The organism is Paenibacillus hamazuiensis, from assembly GCF_023276405.1.
Taxonomy (GTDB): Bacteria; Bacillota; Bacilli; order Paenibacillales; family NBRC-103111; genus Paenibacillus_AF; species Paenibacillus_AF hamazuiensis.
The window spans coordinates 6,396,289-6,414,306 of record NZ_JALRMO010000001.1 but is presented as its reverse complement, the minus strand read 5'-3'; the positions used below and the strand labels follow the sequence as shown (position 1 = coordinate 6,414,306).

18 protein-coding genes are annotated in these 18,018 nt (G+C 41.6%); 16 read left to right on the top strand and 2 right to left on the bottom strand.

The window, feature by feature from the left end; all coding sequences use genetic code 11:
* The first annotated feature begins 90 nt into the window (after positions 1–90).
* Positions 91–510, top strand: a complete 420-nt coding sequence (locus MYS68_RS27890) for a hypothetical protein (RefSeq protein WP_041050641.1) — start codon at positions 91–93, stop codon at positions 508–510.
* A 121-nt stretch (positions 511–631) separates the two neighbouring features.
* On the opposite strand, the gene MYS68_RS27885 is transcribed toward MYS68_RS27890, so the two are convergent.
* Positions 632–982, bottom strand: coding sequence for a helix-turn-helix domain-containing protein (locus tag MYS68_RS27885; protein ID WP_041050642.1), 351 nt, complete (start codon positions 980–982; stop codon positions 632–634).
* Positions 983–1,140: 158 nt separating this feature from the next.
* On the opposite strand from MYS68_RS27885, the gene MYS68_RS27880 reads away from it, so the two are divergent.
* From MYS68_RS27880 to MYS68_RS27830, 11 genes are all read left to right on the top strand, one after another.
* Complete coding sequence (locus MYS68_RS27880) at positions 1,141–1,317, top strand: hypothetical protein (RefSeq protein ID WP_156158177.1); 177 nt, start codon at positions 1,141–1,143, stop codon at positions 1,315–1,317.
* A gap of 219 nt (positions 1,318–1,536) precedes the next feature.
* Positions 1,537–1,737, top strand: coding sequence for an AbrB/MazE/SpoVT family DNA-binding domain-containing protein (locus MYS68_RS27875; RefSeq protein WP_041050643.1), 201 nt, complete (start codon positions 1,537–1,539; stop codon positions 1,735–1,737).
* A gap of 261 nt (positions 1,738–1,998) precedes the next feature.
* The gene (locus MYS68_RS27870; protein WP_248928956.1) at positions 1,999–2,184 is read left to right on the top strand and encodes a hypothetical protein; all 186 of its coding nucleotides are present in this window, start codon (positions 1,999–2,001) and stop codon (positions 2,182–2,184) included.
* A gap of 96 nt (positions 2,185–2,280) precedes the next feature.
* Positions 2,281–2,667 carry a hypothetical protein gene (locus MYS68_RS27865; RefSeq protein ID WP_248928955.1) on the top strand — a complete coding sequence of 129 codons (387 nt, stop codon included), beginning with the start codon at positions 2,281–2,283 and terminating at the stop codon, positions 2,665–2,667.
* Positions 2,668–2,670: 3 nt separating this feature from the next.
* Complete coding sequence (locus tag MYS68_RS27860) at positions 2,671–3,123, top strand: hypothetical protein (RefSeq protein ID WP_248928954.1); 453 nt, start codon at positions 2,671–2,673, stop codon at positions 3,121–3,123.
* Positions 3,124–3,294: 171 nt separating this feature from the next.
* The gene (locus tag MYS68_RS27855) at positions 3,295–5,181 is read left to right on the top strand and encodes a stalk domain-containing protein (RefSeq protein ID WP_248928953.1); all 1,887 of its coding nucleotides are present in this window, start codon (positions 3,295–3,297) and stop codon (positions 5,179–5,181) included.
* Between the two features lie 157 nt (positions 5,182–5,338).
* Positions 5,339–6,469 carry an S-layer homology domain-containing protein gene (locus tag MYS68_RS27850; RefSeq protein ID WP_248928952.1) on the top strand — a complete coding sequence of 377 codons (1,131 nt, stop codon included), beginning with the start codon at positions 5,339–5,341 and terminating at the stop codon, positions 6,467–6,469.
* A gap of 165 nt (positions 6,470–6,634) precedes the next feature.
* Positions 6,635–9,724 carry a hypothetical protein gene (locus MYS68_RS27845; RefSeq protein ID WP_248928951.1) on the top strand — a complete coding sequence of 1,030 codons (3,090 nt, stop codon included), beginning with the start codon at positions 6,635–6,637 and terminating at the stop codon, positions 9,722–9,724.
* A 197-nt stretch (positions 9,725–9,921) separates the two neighbouring features.
* Entirely contained in the window at positions 9,922–10,167 is a 246-nt protein-coding gene (locus MYS68_RS27840; protein WP_248928950.1) for a hypothetical protein, read from the top strand.
* Positions 10,168–10,322: 155 nt separating this feature from the next.
* Complete coding sequence (locus MYS68_RS27835; RefSeq protein WP_248928949.1) at positions 10,323–12,146, top strand: OmpL47-type beta-barrel domain-containing protein; 1,824 nt, start codon at positions 10,323–10,325, stop codon at positions 12,144–12,146.
* Positions 12,147–12,386: 240 nt separating this feature from the next.
* Positions 12,387–12,797 carry a hypothetical protein gene (locus MYS68_RS27830; RefSeq protein ID WP_248928948.1) on the top strand — a complete coding sequence of 137 codons (411 nt, stop codon included), beginning with the start codon at positions 12,387–12,389 and terminating at the stop codon, positions 12,795–12,797.
* A gap of 353 nt (positions 12,798–13,150) precedes the next feature.
* On the opposite strand, the gene MYS68_RS27825 is transcribed toward MYS68_RS27830, so the two are convergent.
* Positions 13,151–13,504, bottom strand: coding sequence for a hypothetical protein (locus tag MYS68_RS27825; protein ID WP_248928947.1), 354 nt, complete (start codon positions 13,502–13,504; stop codon positions 13,151–13,153).
* A 425-nt stretch (positions 13,505–13,929) separates the two neighbouring features.
* Here MYS68_RS27825 and MYS68_RS27820 point away from each other — a divergent pair, with 425 nt between their 5' ends.
* From MYS68_RS27820 to MYS68_RS27805, 4 genes are all read left to right on the top strand, one after another.
* The gene (locus tag MYS68_RS27820; protein WP_248928946.1) at positions 13,930–14,145 is read left to right on the top strand and encodes a hypothetical protein; all 216 of its coding nucleotides are present in this window, start codon (positions 13,930–13,932) and stop codon (positions 14,143–14,145) included.
* A gap of 988 nt (positions 14,146–15,133) precedes the next feature.
* A complete protein-coding gene (locus MYS68_RS27815) occupies positions 15,134–15,742 on the top strand; it encodes a DUF6075 family protein (protein ID WP_248928945.1) in 609 nt (202 codons plus the stop codon).
* A gap of 157 nt (positions 15,743–15,899) precedes the next feature.
* Entirely contained in the window at positions 15,900–16,565 is a 666-nt protein-coding gene (locus MYS68_RS27810) for a TauD/TfdA family dioxygenase (RefSeq protein WP_248928944.1), read from the top strand.
* A 2-nt stretch (positions 16,566–16,567) separates the two neighbouring features.
* Positions 16,568–17,449 carry a hypothetical protein gene (locus MYS68_RS27805; RefSeq protein ID WP_248928943.1) on the top strand — a complete coding sequence of 294 codons (882 nt, stop codon included), beginning with the start codon at positions 16,568–16,570 and terminating at the stop codon, positions 17,447–17,449.
* Positions 17,450–18,018 lie beyond the last annotated feature (569 nt).

Genomic DNA, 18,018 nt, shown 5'->3' with positions numbered 1-18,018 from the left:
TTCATGGTAACAGTATCCAAATATTGGTTGACAACAGCCGTTTTCGGCGATATCATATGCTCACGAAAGGTGGATGAGTAGGGGGCTTGTATGAACGACGATGAGCTGTTGAAGGAATTTAGTGACGACGAGTTTGACGATGCATTTCCAAAAGGGATATATGCAGTCCCGACCCCACGGTGTCTGCCGCGATATAGCATAAGAAGAATTGCGAAATACATGAGAGAAAATAACATCAAGGGGCCACTAAGCAAAGACGAACTCAAACAATTCAGAATCGAACCAAAGGGGTATGTTTGCAGGGTAGTTCAAACCATAGAGGAGGCAACGTATTGGTTGCCAACCTTTGACGAAGATTTGGAAGAATGTGAGGTTACGCCATACCAGCTTTATCGTATACTTTACGATAAAGCGGACGATGAACACCTTATCATCGATGATAATGATGAATTCTCGCTTATATATTTATGGCATGCCGGACGATTTGTTGTCTTGGAAGAATCGAACTGAAAGGGTGAAAACGCAATGAAACGAACAACAAGCTATCATAAGTTAATAGCTTTCCAAAATTAAGGGTCAGCCTCTCGGCTGACCTTTTCAATTTCGTTAGGGTTGCAACACCATTGAAAAACTATTTGTCTTGAATGGAATCTCGCCTCTTCGCTTGTAATTCCGACAGTTTCCTTATCTGTTCGAGAGCATAATCTTGAAAGTCTGGCTCTAAGTCCTTGAATATGGCAATTGCTTCATCAAGTTTCTTGTTATGAGGTTTTTGATCCAAAAACATATCGCCTTCGCCTGTTTGCAACCATTTCTCATTTACCGAAAAAAGTTCGCAAATATGCTTGAGCAATAGTTCCTTTGGCTGGACTCGATTATATTCTAAATTGCTGATCACATCTCTGCTAACGCCAAGTTTTTCGCCGAACTCTCGTTGTGATAGCCCGAGATGTTCCCTGATGGCTTTGATCCTGTCATGCAAGCTCGTCTCCCTCCCTGTGTTAAAGTTAAGGTTATATTTACTGTACAACACAAAAATAACGTAGTCAACACAAATGACTTGCCGTAAATGAGTTGACAACTCAGAAATATAGTGTTAAATTGTGTTTATAACACATTTTTCGGAGGTGTTAAGCGTTCATGACACAATTGAAAAGACAAGTGGACAAAATTGCTGAACTAAACTCTGTTTTCTTGACGTTGGATGAACTCAATCAAGAGTATGCATTAACGCTATTGCAGACATTAAGGTTTGCTCAAACAAGTCAACGCAACTCCTCCTCTCCAGAGGACATGAAAAAGACCTCAGAAAAATAGTCAGGCACTCGCACACAAAAAAAGGAGACGATTAAGATGCAAACACTCTTGAGAAAACTTTTTCAAGATCAACTAAACAAATTCACACAAAAACGTTTCGTTCAAAACTTAATCATTGAAATTATTGCCGATCTGGTAATGCTTATTGGGGGTCTTGTAATAGGCTACTACCTTAGAACCATGTTGTTCTAAATCCATTACTGGAAGGGAGAAAGAAGAATGAATGAAGAGCAAAAGGTGGATTATTACCATCGGATTATTCCGATTGCGGACACTACAGATGAATGCGTTTTTGTTGTTCCAACGGCTATCTTGAATCAAGCTAATCTCCATGTTGGCGATGAGTTTATTGCCGTCCCAAGGCAAAATGGGCTTGTAATCAAGAAATTGAAGCAAAAAGCCAGATCCAAAGTCGAATGAGATTTTTATGAAGATTAGAATATGGTTGAGATGAGGAAAAGAACGCCTTGCATTTGTGGTAAGGAAGCGGAGCATCGGATTGGTACAACCGAACAATTCGTCTTTGAATCCAAAATTGTCGTCAACAATGTTCCGCACTTCTTCTGCGACTTTTGCAAGAGAGTCTCATTCGACGGCAATACCAGATTGGTATCTATTTTGAGCAACGCATATAAGCAAGGGCTAACCGAAGTCGATTATGAGAAAGGGGGAGAGATTAGCATGATTACATTTAAAATTGACGTTTCGGATGAAGTGAAGAAAGAGATAGAGCGAGCTGTTGAGGGAAAAGTTGACGAGATCGTAGATGGAGAAGAATTTACGGTGATTGTCGATGGAAAGGCGGTTTTAGGAACAAGGTCAGGGGATATCGTTGAAATCGAGCGGGTCATTGAAAAAGTTCTATAAACTGAGGGGGCTGGAATGATGTTGAAAAAGAGCTACCTTGTTCAATAATTTTTGTTGCGATCGAGTAGATAGTTGGATGCGAAGGAGGTGCCGACATTGCCAGCGTTGTTCAATCGATTGTTTCTGCGAAAACGCGAAATATTGATTGATAATCGTTTGATTTCGTTCCAAATCCTCGGTCAAAAATCGAAAAAACTTGAAATCTGGTGCGAGAACGAACGGGTCAAAGAAATATTGACCAAAATGCCATATTCCCATTTCGTTGTCGAGACTTTTCAAGCCTACAAGCAGGAATCGGGGCTAAACTACAGGTATGTATTAATCGCAGACAACATGAAAGAAAGCGATAACTGGTATTATCGTAAAGGCAGAACATGGATCGTGACACTAAAATTCGTTCTTGAACTGATTCTCGGAGTGTTGTCTTTGCAAAAGATTGATGCTGAACCATTGGAGAGATTCATTATTCATGAGGTGGCTTAAACAGTGGAATTCGACCAGAAATTCTTTGTGGGCTATTTGCAGGAATTGCAAAACCATCTATTTCCGGATCAATTAATCGAAGATATCATTGCAATGGTCGATAACCATCATCAGGCAAGGCGATTCGTTGCAATGTACTTACTTCAGGATAGAGAAACCTTTCATCACTATTTCGAGAGACGAAAGGAGTTTGGGATTGGGGGAATTGTAGATACAGTGATTTCCGCTTTGTTTCACGATACGAACAAGAAGCCAGCAAAACAAGAGTTGATTGATTTGCTCAGTATTAGCGAAGAGATGATCAACAACAGGGTTGAGGGTCATGCAATCAAGGAGTTCAACAAAGACTTAAACAGCTTTCTGTTTCAGTGGCATAAGCGAACGGGGAGGATTGAGGAAATGGTCGATAAGCTTATACAATCCATGGGTGATCAAAATGAAATCTTCATTAAATGATGCAGATCGTTGGCTCATTAACGAGGTTATAACAAGTTTATTGGAAATTCATGTTCATCACGAGCCTATCGAATATTGGTCAAACCTAATCGCGATGCAAAACCAGTTGCATCGTCGTCAAACAAGAGAATACATAGACGTGTCATCTTGCAAACAGGAGGAGACTTTTCGATGAAGAAGCTTGGTTTATTGCTATTAATGGTGGCACTCTTTGTTGAGCCACTCTCTTCTGTCCACGCAACAAATAATAGCGAAAGCAAGTATGTGACCCACGCCGAATTTATGAGGGATGCAGTTGAAGCCCTATACGGTGAACCTGAATTGCCTGCAAATCAACATGGGGCAGACCCTTATTATGATTATGCCGCGAAAAAGCTTGGAATCCTTTATTTTAGTGATTTAGGTGGTCGGCCATACCTACGAGACGCTGAAATCACACGCGGCGAAGCGGCCAGAGTCATTTATCTCCTACTCAACAAGGAAATAGGTGGAGTGAAATCAAAAGCTATTCGGTTTCTCTTCGAAAAAAATCTGGCTTGCGGTGCGTATAACGACAAGGGCGACTATATGGAAAACTATAATCCGACAGGAAAACTTGCCAGAGAATCTGCGGCTGTCTTAATCGAGAGAGCAAAGGCTTTTAAAAACGGCGAACAACTAAAGTCTTGCCAGGACTTAGGCACATCAGAAGGTTTAAATAGTACAATACTCGAACGCTTTGAGTCGCTTAACAAGAAAATGCACACATCGTTTAAATTTACCACAACAGATGAAGAGTACAACATCGGTATCTGGAAAGATGGCTTACTGATAGCCTCGTATGGCTATGATGAGATCCAGGTTGGCACTCCATTTTCTTTTGATACCTGGTCGTTTGATTACACTGGTACCCCTAATGAAAAAGATCTTGCATTCTTTGTCAAAGCATTAAAAATGGTGGGTATGCCGGAATCGGAAGAAACAATAAAGATGCTTCTTGATGAGATTGTAATGAAAGATAGGGATGTCTCATATTCAAAGGCGAATATAACAGTAAGAGGCGGAGGATACAAATTACCAAATGTCTGGTACAAAAATTACTCACTTCATTGGGCAAATGGAGAGTTCGCCCAGAAACCTCCAGAAACGTCCAAAGTGCCTCCTTCACAAGAACGCACTTCTTGGTTTTACGTTGATGGACACCTAATAACAGACGATCAGAATCAACCAGATTTCAGTGACTATGCTCCGCATGTGCCTATTCAAACTGTGGTTGAAGGCATGGGCGATAAGTTCGAATGGAATGACACAAACAAGTCAGGGATTATAAGGTTAAGAGATGGTAAGAAGATTTCAATTGCTGTGAACAGTTCCTTTGCAACTGAAGACGGCCTGAAAATTCCGAAGCCCAAAATGATCAAGTGGAAACTCTACGTTTCGGTTTATTTTCTCAGCGACATCTTAAAGTATTCGATGGATTTTGAAAAAAAAGAAAATAGGGAATATGTATTCATCGGACAACCTCCGGTAGTCATGCCGCCAGGAATACTTCCTACAATTAAGCCGACTCCTTGCCCTACCCCATCTATGATGGCTACGATGGTTTTGGGAGAACAGGATTTGCGGTATAAGGTTGCTGATGATTGGAAGCCGCCACTGATTCAGTCAACAGCGACTTGGGATCCTGCGAAAGACCATGAAACTTTGAAAAAGGAACTTGGTCTTGGAGAGGGCTGGTATTTTAGCCCTTATTGCGGCAAAGAAAATACAGCCGCTTTAAGTGTGACTGGGGGAGGAATCTACTCGGAAATTGTCTTGTATGGCTGGTATGGTTCGTTGACAGAAGATAGTCCAGAGAATAAGACTCCTTATATCGTCCGAGAAATTCTGCGTTTTTATCTACCAGGAACTAACGACAAGCTGTTTCACATCTTAGACGATGGTTTCATGGGGGAGGACGTAGGCGAGTATGTAAACAAAAAAATTGTAATTGATGATCATGAAATTTTAATCCAGACACCACCTGGAGGCGTTCAGATATATATTAGCCAGAAGGGTAAGAAAATCGACCTGAATTGAACGGATAGTAGCAAAAAAGAGAGGCACTAACCGCCTCTCTTTTGTTCTCTCTTATTGTGTTCGAGGCAACTAAAACAGAGTCCGACTTAAAAGCTATTTATCCAAGTACAATCCAATATTAAAATTGATGAAAAACAAGTGAAGGAGAGTGGAACAAATGTTGAAAAAAGCAATATCAATTGCACTTGTCACAATAATCAGCACTACGATTGCAATTGCCGCATACGCACAACAAAATCATGAATTCCCCGATCTCAAAGGGCATTGGGCAGAAAATACAATTGAATGGGCTGTCGAAAAAAAGATGGTTTCCGGTTATCCTGATGGAACGTTTAAGCCTAATCAAAACGTTTCGGAAGCGGAGTTCCTCGCCATGCTAATCCGTTCATACAAGCCCGACATAACCGCAAGTAAGCAGGGGCATTGGGCAGACGGATACTACGATTTCGCGGCGAAATTGAACTATCCCGTTGCAGGCGGAGCGGATGTTGGGGTTAGGGGTAAGGCGATTACGCGGCTTCGGGTTGCTGAGTTGATCTCAGCTTCGCAAGGGGTTAATTTCGACGGCAACGACGCAATTCGTTACTTGTATGGCAATCAGCTTGCTTCGGGAACCGATCAAAACAAGCTGACGATTTCATCTTTTAATGGTAACGGCACTTTGACCCGAGCCGAAGCTGTGCAGTTTATCAAGAATCTTTTCGACAATGGGAAGGGCGAACTATTGGCAAGACCACAGGAGCCTACAGATTCGTCCAGTTTGCCAAATATCCCGAATGGAGATGAGAAGACTACTCCGACGAAGGCAACAGGGGAGCTGGATCTTCCCTCATACAAGACTCCTTCCGGATGGAATCCCCCGTTGGTGAAGTCCACAGCGACTTGGGATCCAGTGAAAGATGCGGAAATCCTGAAAAACGAACTTGGTTTTGTAAATGGAGAGTTTTTTAATCCATATGGGGGTATTCAACCGGAATTGGCGGCAATTGGCGTTTCAGGAGGTAGCTCGTATAGAACTATTGTTTTATACGGCTGGTATGGATCCCTGATAGAAGATAGTCCACTAAACAAGACACCTTATATCACCAGAGAGGTATTCCGCTTCTTTTTACCTGACACAAACGACAAACTGTTTCATATTATTGATGACGGGTATATGGGGAAAGATGTAAGCGAATATCTGAATAAAAAATTTATAATCGATGACCACGAAGTCTTAATCCAGACACCCCCTGGAGGCGTTCAAGTGTACATCAGTTCGAAGGGCAAGAAACTCGATCTGGAATAAAAGGATTTTTGACAAGGGAGGCGATATCGCCTCTTTTTTTTGCACAAAAAGTTGCATATAACACATCAGAAGCTTCGACGTGGTAGAACAAAAAAGCCATAGTCGAACTTGACTTCTGGAAACATAATCAAGATACAAGATACAAACGAAATCAGGAGGGGGATCATGAAAAGAATAATTACTGTTACGCTTGCAAGTGTTTTGTTAGTTCTATTTGCCTGTTTTTCAAGCAAAAATGAAGATGTTATTACAACTCATGCGGCGGCTGGATTTGGAAGCAACTTTTTAGCAACAGCTCATTGGGACGATGGTAATGGACATCAAGTGCGAGATCCATCGAAAGATTTGCCAACTTACATCACTTTTAATCCATCAGCTCCTCAGTATCAATGGTACAAAGATCGGAATATAGAAAAGATATGGGAGCAAAACTTCCAAAATAAGTTTCTTTGGTACTCTATTACCCAACCTGATCCTGTATTGCAAAACAATGCTAATATGGATCTTACGCAAATGTACGAGAACAACGTAAGACGCAATAATACGAATTATTACCAACTTGTTAAACCTGGGCAATATTATCTATGGCAAAATTTGAAATGGGGTGCGGTGGAACCAGGGAAACAATCAAAAGAAAGTTTTGAACGAGTTCTTTCACAGGCTGGCGGTGTGCTTGGAACATCAGGAACTACAAAGTTTACTAATGATAATTTCTCTGATTTGTATGGGAAAATGCTGGAGTTCCGATATGCTGGATACGGTCTGGGATACCCTATCGACAATCCATATTTTCCTGCCGACTTTCCCGTAAAGTTCGACTCGGATTGGCAACCAGCGAAACTGGCTTGGATTGATGAGCCGTGGAAACACGGGAAAACTGTAAAAACAAATTACGATGCGGATTACGATCCAAATAATCCTGCTGAATGGGCAAAATTCGAACGAAAAGTACAACTTTTCATCAAATACCTTTTTCCGGCGAACCCTGATCTCCGCAGATCGGACATGGATTTGTGGGACGATGCGGCAGATTGGGCACGTAAATTCACTTTGCATAATGACCCGAGTCAAAGCACTGGAGTCGTCACGGGGTTCCAAACCAACGGCTATTATGCAAGCTTTGTACTAAAATCTCCACCTCAGCCGAATCTGAGAATCACTGAAATGAAGGTCACGGAAAAAAATACGGGCAAAGTTGTTGGCTTAATGACACGAAATGCAGACGACAACAGCGACACGACAACTCACTGGCAAATCAACAATCAGGAAGTTGAACGAGGCAAGACCTATGTCGTGACAGCAACCGTCAAAAACATGATCGTGGACGGATTGGGCAATCATCCTACAGATTACACTACACCAATACGTATGCGTTCCATGGAAGCTATTGATGATGATTGGCACATTGACGGCAAATGGACGACCGGACCTGATGAAAACGTCATTCCTGGAATCAACGTCGATCCGGCAACGCGAATATATTCTATTCCTTACGGCGGTTCAGTCACATTTGATAAAACCAAGGACGACAACGATTCAAACAATACCAACGTCCAAACCTGGGAATTCACTGTTCCCACATCCAGTTCGGAACTGAAAAACGAATTCGTCTACGCCGCCGCTATATCGCAAGGGTTCTATTTGAAAGGCGACGATTCGTATGCGGATGATAATATCGGCAGACTTCGGTTCCAAGTCAAGCCGGAAGATATTGGGGTTGTGCCGGAAGCGATTCAGCTCATCGATGAAACAACGGGTAAAGTGACGAATGACGTTGTTCCTTATAAAACCTACGGATTTCGCTTTACCGTGAAGAAGTTCAAAGGTAACACACCTGTTGGCGAACGCGGTAATTACTACAATCCATTCGCCGCCCTGTATGTGAATGCTACGGACACTGGCACGGTCTACAAACAATTTGACAAAGTTGAAGCAACCGAAACCTTGATGGGTGAAGGTGATACCGTTGTGATTGAACTCAGAAACGCAATCACGCCAACTGTACCAACCATCAAAGTCGATTACGGCATTTACTGGTTCAACAAGTCGCCGCAATACGGTAATCAAAGTTCCGATCCGACTAACGATGATGCTTCGAAAACTTGGAGATCGAAAAACAACTTTAGCGTAAGCAATTTTGAAATTAAGCCGTCATCAATCATTTCACCGAACTCGACATCTTATGAGACGCTGACGTTTAATTTTATTGCGAACAGCATCAATCCCGAAAACCAAGAAAAAGATGTCGTCATTCAAATCAAGAACCGCTACGGATCGGTAATTAAGAGCGAAACAGTAACGATGCCAGCAAATCAAGATTTCCCGATCTCATGGACAGTGCCGAATGTGGCGATTTATAACAGTCAAAATGGCACGGAGAATGCGTTCACGATAGAGATTAATCCTGCACCGAGACGATGGATCGAAATGAGTCCAGACACCAACAATCCGTATTTGGATAACGTTGCTACCAACTCCGTGATGGGTCATCAAACAAGTAGTACGCCCCGTGCATGTTTGACCACACACACGCAGAATATGTGGACAACGACTCATTACATCTACGAATATTATGGCCATTTGCAAAGCTGGACTTCATGCGGCAAGTACGGATGCTATACATTTCACTATTGCGTGACGGATTCGACCCACAGTTATACGCAGACGGTTAATTATTATGAGAGATACCAGATTACGAAAGTTCTCTTTAGGAGCAAACTGACGCAGGACAAATACGGCGGAGACGGTTGGATTGACATCCTTAATCAGCCTGGTCAAGTCAAAGCGGGTTATGGCTTTGAAATCAAGTTCGTCACGCATTACAAAACTAACGTATACAGTGCTTCGCCGAAGCCATGGTACAGCACATGTAGTGGAAAAACCGTGTCGCCAACTCTCGGAAGCCACGTCACCTCTCCAAGAACACTATACGTCGAGATGCCATTCACTGATGGATACGGAAACCATGTTACGTATACGCTGAATAACCCATCGGAGTCAGGGTCCTGGGATGATTTGGTTCAAACGTATGAGATGCCTGTGCATAATGCTTTCAATTTAGAGACAACAAGGAAGATTTTTATAAATGAAACGGCAAGGGATAGCGACTACCAAATAAAGGTAAATTCGTATCCTTACTTTTATGGGAGCTATGACAAACCTCGAACGGCAAACTTCTTGTGTGATGAGAAGACTATTGTGATTCGTGTTCGCGGGGCGGATAGCGACGACATCAAATCTTCAATCGTTCAATAACAGAATATGGCAAAAAGAGGTCGGGGGATGAATACTCTTCTGATCCTTTGCCTTGTGGCATGTTTGATAAAATTGTTGATGAGGTGATTCGCATGGCAAAGCACTTGGTAAGCATTGAGATATATGGAAAATGCATTGACGATTTCACCCCAGTTATTGAATCGAGTTCGGCGATATAAAATCAGGGGGCGGAGCGATTGGTCAAAATCAAGCAATGTGTGATGTGCGGTTGCAAGGATGTGCCGAATGCGATTCTTGAAGTTGATGTTGGGGTGTATGGTATCGTGAGTGCGAATATCAATGGGTGCAGATGCTCTTCTTGCGGAGAAGAGCATTATGATCTGGAGACTTTATATGTGATTGAGCGGCTTCAAAAAGGATTGGCCGATCAAGCCATTAACGACCTGAGAAATCCTCAAAAGCAAAATGACGAAAGAGCGTGATTAACCATCTCGCTCTTTTTTGTTTTCTCCATTCAATACCGTTACATTTCAAACCCTATCCCCTTACTCCCCATAGCCCTGCCTTTCAAGAATATTTCATTTCGGACAAAGCTATAATCCAAAGAAACATAGAAAAGTGAAGGAGTGAGAAAAACATGATAAAACAACTCAAAAAATGGAGTTTGCCCGTAGCCGTAGCTACACTGGTAGTTAGTGCAATTGTCCCGATTATGCCCGAATTTGCCGTTACGTCTCATGCGGCTACAACACAATATCGATTTATTTTCGATCAATTCTTTCCGACAAATGGAGATGTCCATGTCACGATTCAATACCCGAATGATGCAGTTGTTAGGCAGTACCGCATCGATAACGGAGCGTGGCAAAATTACAGCGGCACGGTGACGATGACGCAAAACGGAACTGTATACGCTCGTTCGCAAGATGCCGCTGGTAACTGGAGTGCAGAAAGCTCCTACAGCGTGACGAATATTGACAAAACGCCGCCAACGACACCGATCATCTCGGTCAGCAACAATGTGTTGACGATTCAACCGGGGACGGATGCACAGTCCGGAGTGAGCAAAACGTTTGTTTCTGTGAATGGGGGAGCTTGGACAGCATATGTCTCGCCGCTCACGTTAACGGATGGCAGTTATACGGTACAGGTGAAAACCGTGGACAATGCAGGCAATACAAGCGGGGTCGCGGCTCAAGCTTTCACGATGTTAAACCAAACTGTTACCACCAATGTGACAAACGAGGTTGCCAAAGCTGAATCGACGGCATCACAAGCCGATGTGGACGCAGCTATTTCGCTGGTCAACGCACTGCCGAACAGCCAAGCGAAAACGGATTTACTCAATCGTCTGAATGTGGTTCAACAAGAGATCGACGCACAAACGGCGTTAGATGATGCGACTGTCGCAGTAGAAAATGCCGAAATCGTCAAGACGCAAGCGGCTGTCGATGCGGCGAAAGCCAAAGTCAATGCAATGCCGGATGGTCAAACGAAAACGGATTTGCTAAGTCGCTTGGATGTTATCCAGCAAGTCATCGATACATCAATCTCGAAATCAGTTGATGGAGGAGTCGTCGTTATCACACTTCCTGCCGATGCGACTTCCGCAGTCGCATATGTGGAAACGGTGAAAACGCAAGCGGCTCTTGATGCCGCGAAAGCAATGGTGAATGCAATGCCGGATGGTCAAACGAAAACGGATTTGCTCAATCGTTTGAATGCTGTACAGCAAGCCATCGATATTCAAAAGACATTGGATCAAGCGATTGCCGATGCCACTTCTGAGGCACTGAATGCGGAAAGTCTGAAAACACAAGCCGCTGTCGATGCCGCGAAAGCAATGGTCAATGCCTTGCCTGATGGTCAAACTAAGACGGAATTGCTTAATCGCTTGGATGCCGTTCAGCAAGCAATCAACGCACAAGTCGCTTTGGATCGTGCGACTGCCGCCATTGATTTTGCAGAAACAGCGAAAACGCAATCCACAATCAATGCCGCGAGAGCGAAGGTTAATGCTTTACCCGATGGTCAAGCGAAAACGGATTTGCAAGCTCGCTTGGATGCTATTGAACAAGCGATCAAAGATGCAAAAGCAAACTTGCTCTTAACGGATGTGACAAATGCAGTCGTTCGAGCTGAAAAGTATCCAAGTCGCTCGAACATCCTGACTGCACTGAACAAGCTCGCGGCTCTTCCAACGGATATCAAAGCGAATCAGGTGAACAGAGGCAATGTAGCCGATTTGCAGGAACGAGCTGATAAACTGAAAAACAATTTCAACCAAAACGTAGCCGATCAAAGTGCACAGCTCGCATTGAACAAGGCAACCAATGCGGTGAAGTTGTTTGAGCGATTCCCGAAAGCAATCTACAAGCAAAGAGCCATTGATGCGGTCAATGCCTTGCCGATACTCCTGAAAAAACGGCTCTTCAGGCTCGCATTGATGCTGTCACGTTAAAATAAAGTCCCACTAAACCTCCTGGATGGATATTTCAGGGGGTTAATTTTTCCTCTTTTTAATGCCGTTACATTCTAAATCCCATTCCTCAAACTCCCACTCCCTGATTTCCTCCGTTATTACGATGGCGATTCAAATCTATAATATTCAGAACGAATACACAGGCGAATCCAAGCATTCATTTTGAGAACAAGGAAAAATATTTGCAGGGACATTAATGAAAAAGGAGACTGATTTGAAATGATCAGAAAATTAATGAGTATGTTTGTCGGGCTTTTGCTCATATCGTTGCTTGCAGGGGTTATCGTTTCCTTTGTATTACATTATGTGCCGAAATTAATGCTGGTTGTGATTCTGATTATGCCGATTTTTGGTGCGGTTAGACAGCAAAAAAACTGGAAAATAGGCGTGGCATCCTTGCTAAAAATGCCCCGCATCAGAAAGGTATCGGGAACTTCTGTTTTGGTCGCAGGCATTGTCATCATCATGATGCACAAGGCGATACTGTGGACTCTGGCAAATACGTTGCTATACGCCGTTGGGGGAGCGGCGGCAACATATGTATTATGGGAAATTGTCAGGGTTGTCTTGAAAAAGTGGAAATCAATTTACATTGTATCTTTTTACCAAGCAATCCGGAATGCTTGGTGAATACAAAAGACAGATCCGAAACACTTTGCGGGATCTGTCTTCTTTTTTTTGTAATGACTTTAAATGGAAAATTATCGGTGCGTTTCATGCTTATATTCGACTAATCCATCTGTCGTTACATTCAAAGTTGCACAACACTTGTGCAGGTTATACGCAAAAGTTATGCATCTTTTGCATAACTTTTACATAAGAGTTATGCCTAATATATGAACTCATGCACAAAAGTTGTGAAATAGTTATGTCAAAAGTATAATTTCGTACACAATTGTTATGCATAATATACACAACTATTACCTCGGATCATTTCCAAACAAACAAAAACAGAGCCGCGAAACAGCTCTGTTTTCGTTTTATTATGGCAATACCGCATCCATGATTTCCGGCGGAATCGACCATTTCGTCTTCATGATCTGGACGATTTTATCTGTTGAAAGATCGAGTTGATCGGCATTTTCGACCGGACAATTGAATTCCAAGGCAAATTTCAGCATTGCTTCAATCTTATGAGCTTCTATCTGAAGCCACTCCATGAAATCGTCTTTTTCCGTCTCAGACGAAAAAAGCTTTGTTCCATTCTTGATTCCCCAAACCGTACTTCCGATGTTTGTGCCACCCAAGTCATAAATCTCGAATTCCGTGTCGTACATGTCGAGATTCACTGGGCGAAGGAAGAAAAAGTAATTTTTATACATAATCAGTTTCTCCATAGCTTAACGCCTCCTAACTTAAAGATGAAATCCGATTGAAGGACATCCGTTTTGATTTTGACCGATAGGCATTCTCCTTTATTTAGAGATTTCAACATCGCCCTTGCTCAACCTGTTTTATTATATGGTCTGCTGTATCATAGGCGTTTGCTCATGACAAAATATCAGACTCTCTCTCTCCTCGCACAAACATTTGTTCTTATTTTATATCAAAACCGTAATGCGTTCAATCAAAAGAAACCATAATAATAAATAAATTCCAATAGTGTTGCCGAGAAAACGTTATTGACGAGACTGCTTATCCCCTATCCCCTATCCCCTAACTTCCACGGTGGTTGGCTCTCAATTAACGAAGCCCTGCATTTCGCATGATCCCTGTCTTTCCGCATAGCATAAAAGGATTAAAAACCAAGGGAGGTTCATTAATGTACCATCAGCTTAAAAGGCTCGCGGCGGACGAACGAGCAAAGTTTTTAAACGCCGAATTGCGGAAAGAAGAATTTCAGATCCTTGAGTATTTGGCGGATCATTTACAAACCGATGAATCGGAAATCAGAGAGGACATGGCGAAGCACGGTTGGTACTACATTATTGAACTGAATCGCTTCGTAAAAGTCGAAGCAGAACAAGCTTCCTTGTAAGCTAAAATTGAAAAAGGCAGATCCCAACAATTCGGGTCTGTCTTTTTCTTTTTTTGATTAAGCGAGTCTAACAGTCTTGTCACGTTATCAAATCGACCAATCCTTACTATGATATAAAAACTAAAAAAAGAGAGCTTATCACACCCAACCGCCAAGTTAGTGTTTAGCAAGCTCTCTTTCTCCACAGAAAAACCTTATGTTTCATATTATACGGTATGAGCAGAAAATATAATCGCCAAATCGGTTTAATAATGCTTGAGACATAAAAAAGTGGATGAAAGAGAATAGGCGTTGAGTTTGGTAAGTCTCCAGAAAGGAGGCTTATTTTAATTTTCAAAAAACTCAATAGTCTGTTTAAGAGATTTCAGACGCAAAACTAAAAAACCTCTGTGTTGAGGCAGATCACATTAAAACAACCGCTCGACTGACCATCGAGTTTACTGGCCGTTAGATGGTGGCGTTTTTACTTCCAGAATATCGGTGATTGACCTGTCCTGTTTCTCGAAAGAGATGTGGGGGGCATCGTGAGTGACATTGGTAGTCAGCATGGTAATAGCAGACCTGGACATGTTAGTGATAAAAAGCTACGAGCGATGGAAAGCGTAAGCTTTCGGGGTTAAATTCGACACGGATACCTGATGGCTCCATACTGCCATGCGTTGTGATTTAACTCCCCTCTGTTATCGAAGAGATTATCTATACGCTCTTCGGTAACAGGGGGGGAGCGAGCCGTTTGCCTAATTCACCACCTGCCATGTCAGCTCCGCCATTGCAAAATCAACCAGTGAATTCGCAATTGCCAAAAAACCAAAAGACAAACGGCGAACGAAGGGGCAGGGCAAACAATCTAAAGAAAATGACAGTCAAAGATCTCAAACAGTAAAAATCGACTGATTATGTACAGATCAACACCTGTCTTTGCCTTAAAGTGCATGTATGGAACAAGCATGCATATAAGATAAAAACGAAAATAAGGAGGTACTTCAATATGTATCAGTTTTTGAACATCAAGCATGAAGAAAGATTCGCCGAGCTTTGCAAAAGGGCCAGAATTAATGACAACGACATTGAGAGACGATCATTGTTTTTTGTGCTTTCGGGAAACGACTCACTTTACAAAAACGTAGAGTCGATCTACGATTTTGAAGAAAACTCTATTCGGCTGGAAGTATTCAACGAGCCATGGCTTACAAGCGGCACTCGCAGTCTCATCGAATTGGCATTCAACCTTTATAACGCGGCATGTGCGGAATGTTCAGTTTGCTACTTGTTTCGCTCGCTGGATGAAAGAAACAGCATTTTGGCAATTGAAGCAATCAAATTGAGATTTCAAATTGGAGAGAAAAAGACGGAGAGGAGAACGTGGGTAGACAGACATGAGAATTTTGTATCGTTGGTATTGTATTTTCTTGCCGACGAAGTTGTGAAAGCCGAGGAATACTACTACAACTCCGTCACGGTCAACCTCAAGGACGTCAATTTTCAAGTCAATGGAGTAAAATGGGAACAAGCCCTCCAAGAGTATATGGAAGGGAATGGATATACTATTAATTTTGAATATGGTGATGGCAATTGGGTTACGGTAAACAAGAAATAAACGGTCGGGGGTTAGGGTTTCCTAACCTTCTTTTTTTGTATATGATGTTAGTATCTGGTGAACGCTGTAACTTCTCGATTAATTTTTATCTACAATCAGCACTATCCCATGCAGTGCGATATGTGTTGATTTAACGAATTGGTGTTGGGGTGCGGCTATGGTTAGAATCTCAATTAAAGAACTTGAAGAAGTAGGCTACATCAAACTAAATGCTCCTGACCTGATTGAAGAAGAGCTAATAGCTATATCTAAACAAATTGGTATACCTGTTGGAACAAGGTCGGGGGCGAAGGTTATTGATCGCCTCTCTCCTAAAGAAAAGGAAGATGCACATAAAAATTCGCTGAGTAGAAATCACGGGCTAAATAGCTTTCCTCTGCATACTGATACTGCTTACTTTAAAGTACCTGTAAGATATATATTGTTATATTCATTAAACCCAGGTTCCGGAGATAGACCGACATATCTTTATGATACCAAAAATCTTTTCAATAACGATAGAGAGCTTCGATTTGGATTAGCTAATGTGCTATTTAAGGTTATTAATGGAAGGTATAGTTTTTTAACAACCATATATAATTGCCATCAACGTAAATACTATTTTAGATTAGATAGAGATTGCATGAAAGCAACATCATCAGAGGGAACGGAACTATTAACTAAAATCGATAATTTAATTTGTCCAAGAGATCTCTATGAAGTGAAATGGAACTTCGGAGATCTTTTGATCTTGGATAATTGGAGATTTTTACATGGAAGAGGAAAAAGTAATATGATAGATAACGACAGATTACTTCTCAGAGTATCGATAAAGGAGAGATAGTTATGGGACTTGAATATTTGGATCTATACAACAAATCCAAGCTTTTTATTAATAAAGGAATTTCAAAGAGAAATGATTCCGACATGTCAGAATTTTTGTTATGGGCCAGTTTATCTTTAGAACTCTTAGGTAAAGCAACACTGGCATTTGTTCATCCATCATTAGTAGTAGATCCAAACGACCCCAAAGGATTATTGGTCGCCTGTGGTTACAAAAATCATGACGATTTCAAAACTATACAAGCCAAAACGGTTTTCGAACGATTGCAAGTACATCTGTCAATTCCCAAATTCGATCAAAAGAAAAAAGATTTCTGTATGTCGCTGGCAAACAAAAGAAATGCAGAACTGCACTCTGGATTGTTACCGTTTGATGGACTTAAATTAGATTTAATTCTCCCTCCATTTTGGGAAATCTGTGTGACTCTGCTTGAGTTTCAAGGAAAAAAATTAGAAGAGTGGATAGGACGTGATGAAGCAATACGAGCTTTGAAAATTATTGCTGATCATTCGGCTACTCTTAAAACTGTTGTTGAATCAAGGGTGGAAGCTTGCAGAATTATGTATAGAGAAAAGTATAAATTTGACCGCCCTCATATTATTTATGACGTAGATGATAACGAGGAATTGATACCTTGTCCAGCATGTAATAATGATGCTATAGCATACGGGGAATTTAATGACAAAAAGTATGAGGGAGAAAGCGAAGATAATCCTTGGCATTCTGTATATACTTATTTTTATGACGCTACAGAAGTTCATTGCAGATACTGTGATTTGAAATTAATTGGTTATGAAGAAGTGGAAATTGTAATAGATGATCCTGTTTTTTCAAAGACTGTCGAAGAGGAACCAGATTACGATTATGATTATGGAAATGACTAAGGAAAAGGTTCTGGTTAGACATCAGTATCGCGGCGGATTTGCTGGGAGGGAGTAATGAGAAAGTTTTTATTACCGGAATCCATGGTGAAAATCAGGGATTCAAATTACTGCTAAAGCATGCAGAAGTGAACTTTGAGCAAGACAGACCTGTTTGTAATCGTCGGTGATACGATAAATCGGGGCAAGAGTAGCGGCGAAGTCATTAAGTCAATTAAGTTGCTTTGTGAACAGTATACAAGCAATGTACATGCATGAACGGGACAACCTAAGAAACAATTGGCTCGGAATCCGCACAAAATAAGGTTTCTTGGCATCTGTGAACGCAAGCAAAATCAATTAAATTGGTGGCTATAAGAGTTAGCGTTTCCCCCTTTCTTTCATCCCCAACTCTTATATCGTTTAGAATGTAACAAAATACGCTTTTTGTTGACGAACTTGTGCATTGGTCGGTATGATATTTGTACGATACCAATCAGGAGTCGAACAATATGTTTCCATTAATTATTAATCAATCCCGTAACTGTATAGCTGGTTTTTTCGAACGCTCGGTCAAAATGACTGAGTGTTTT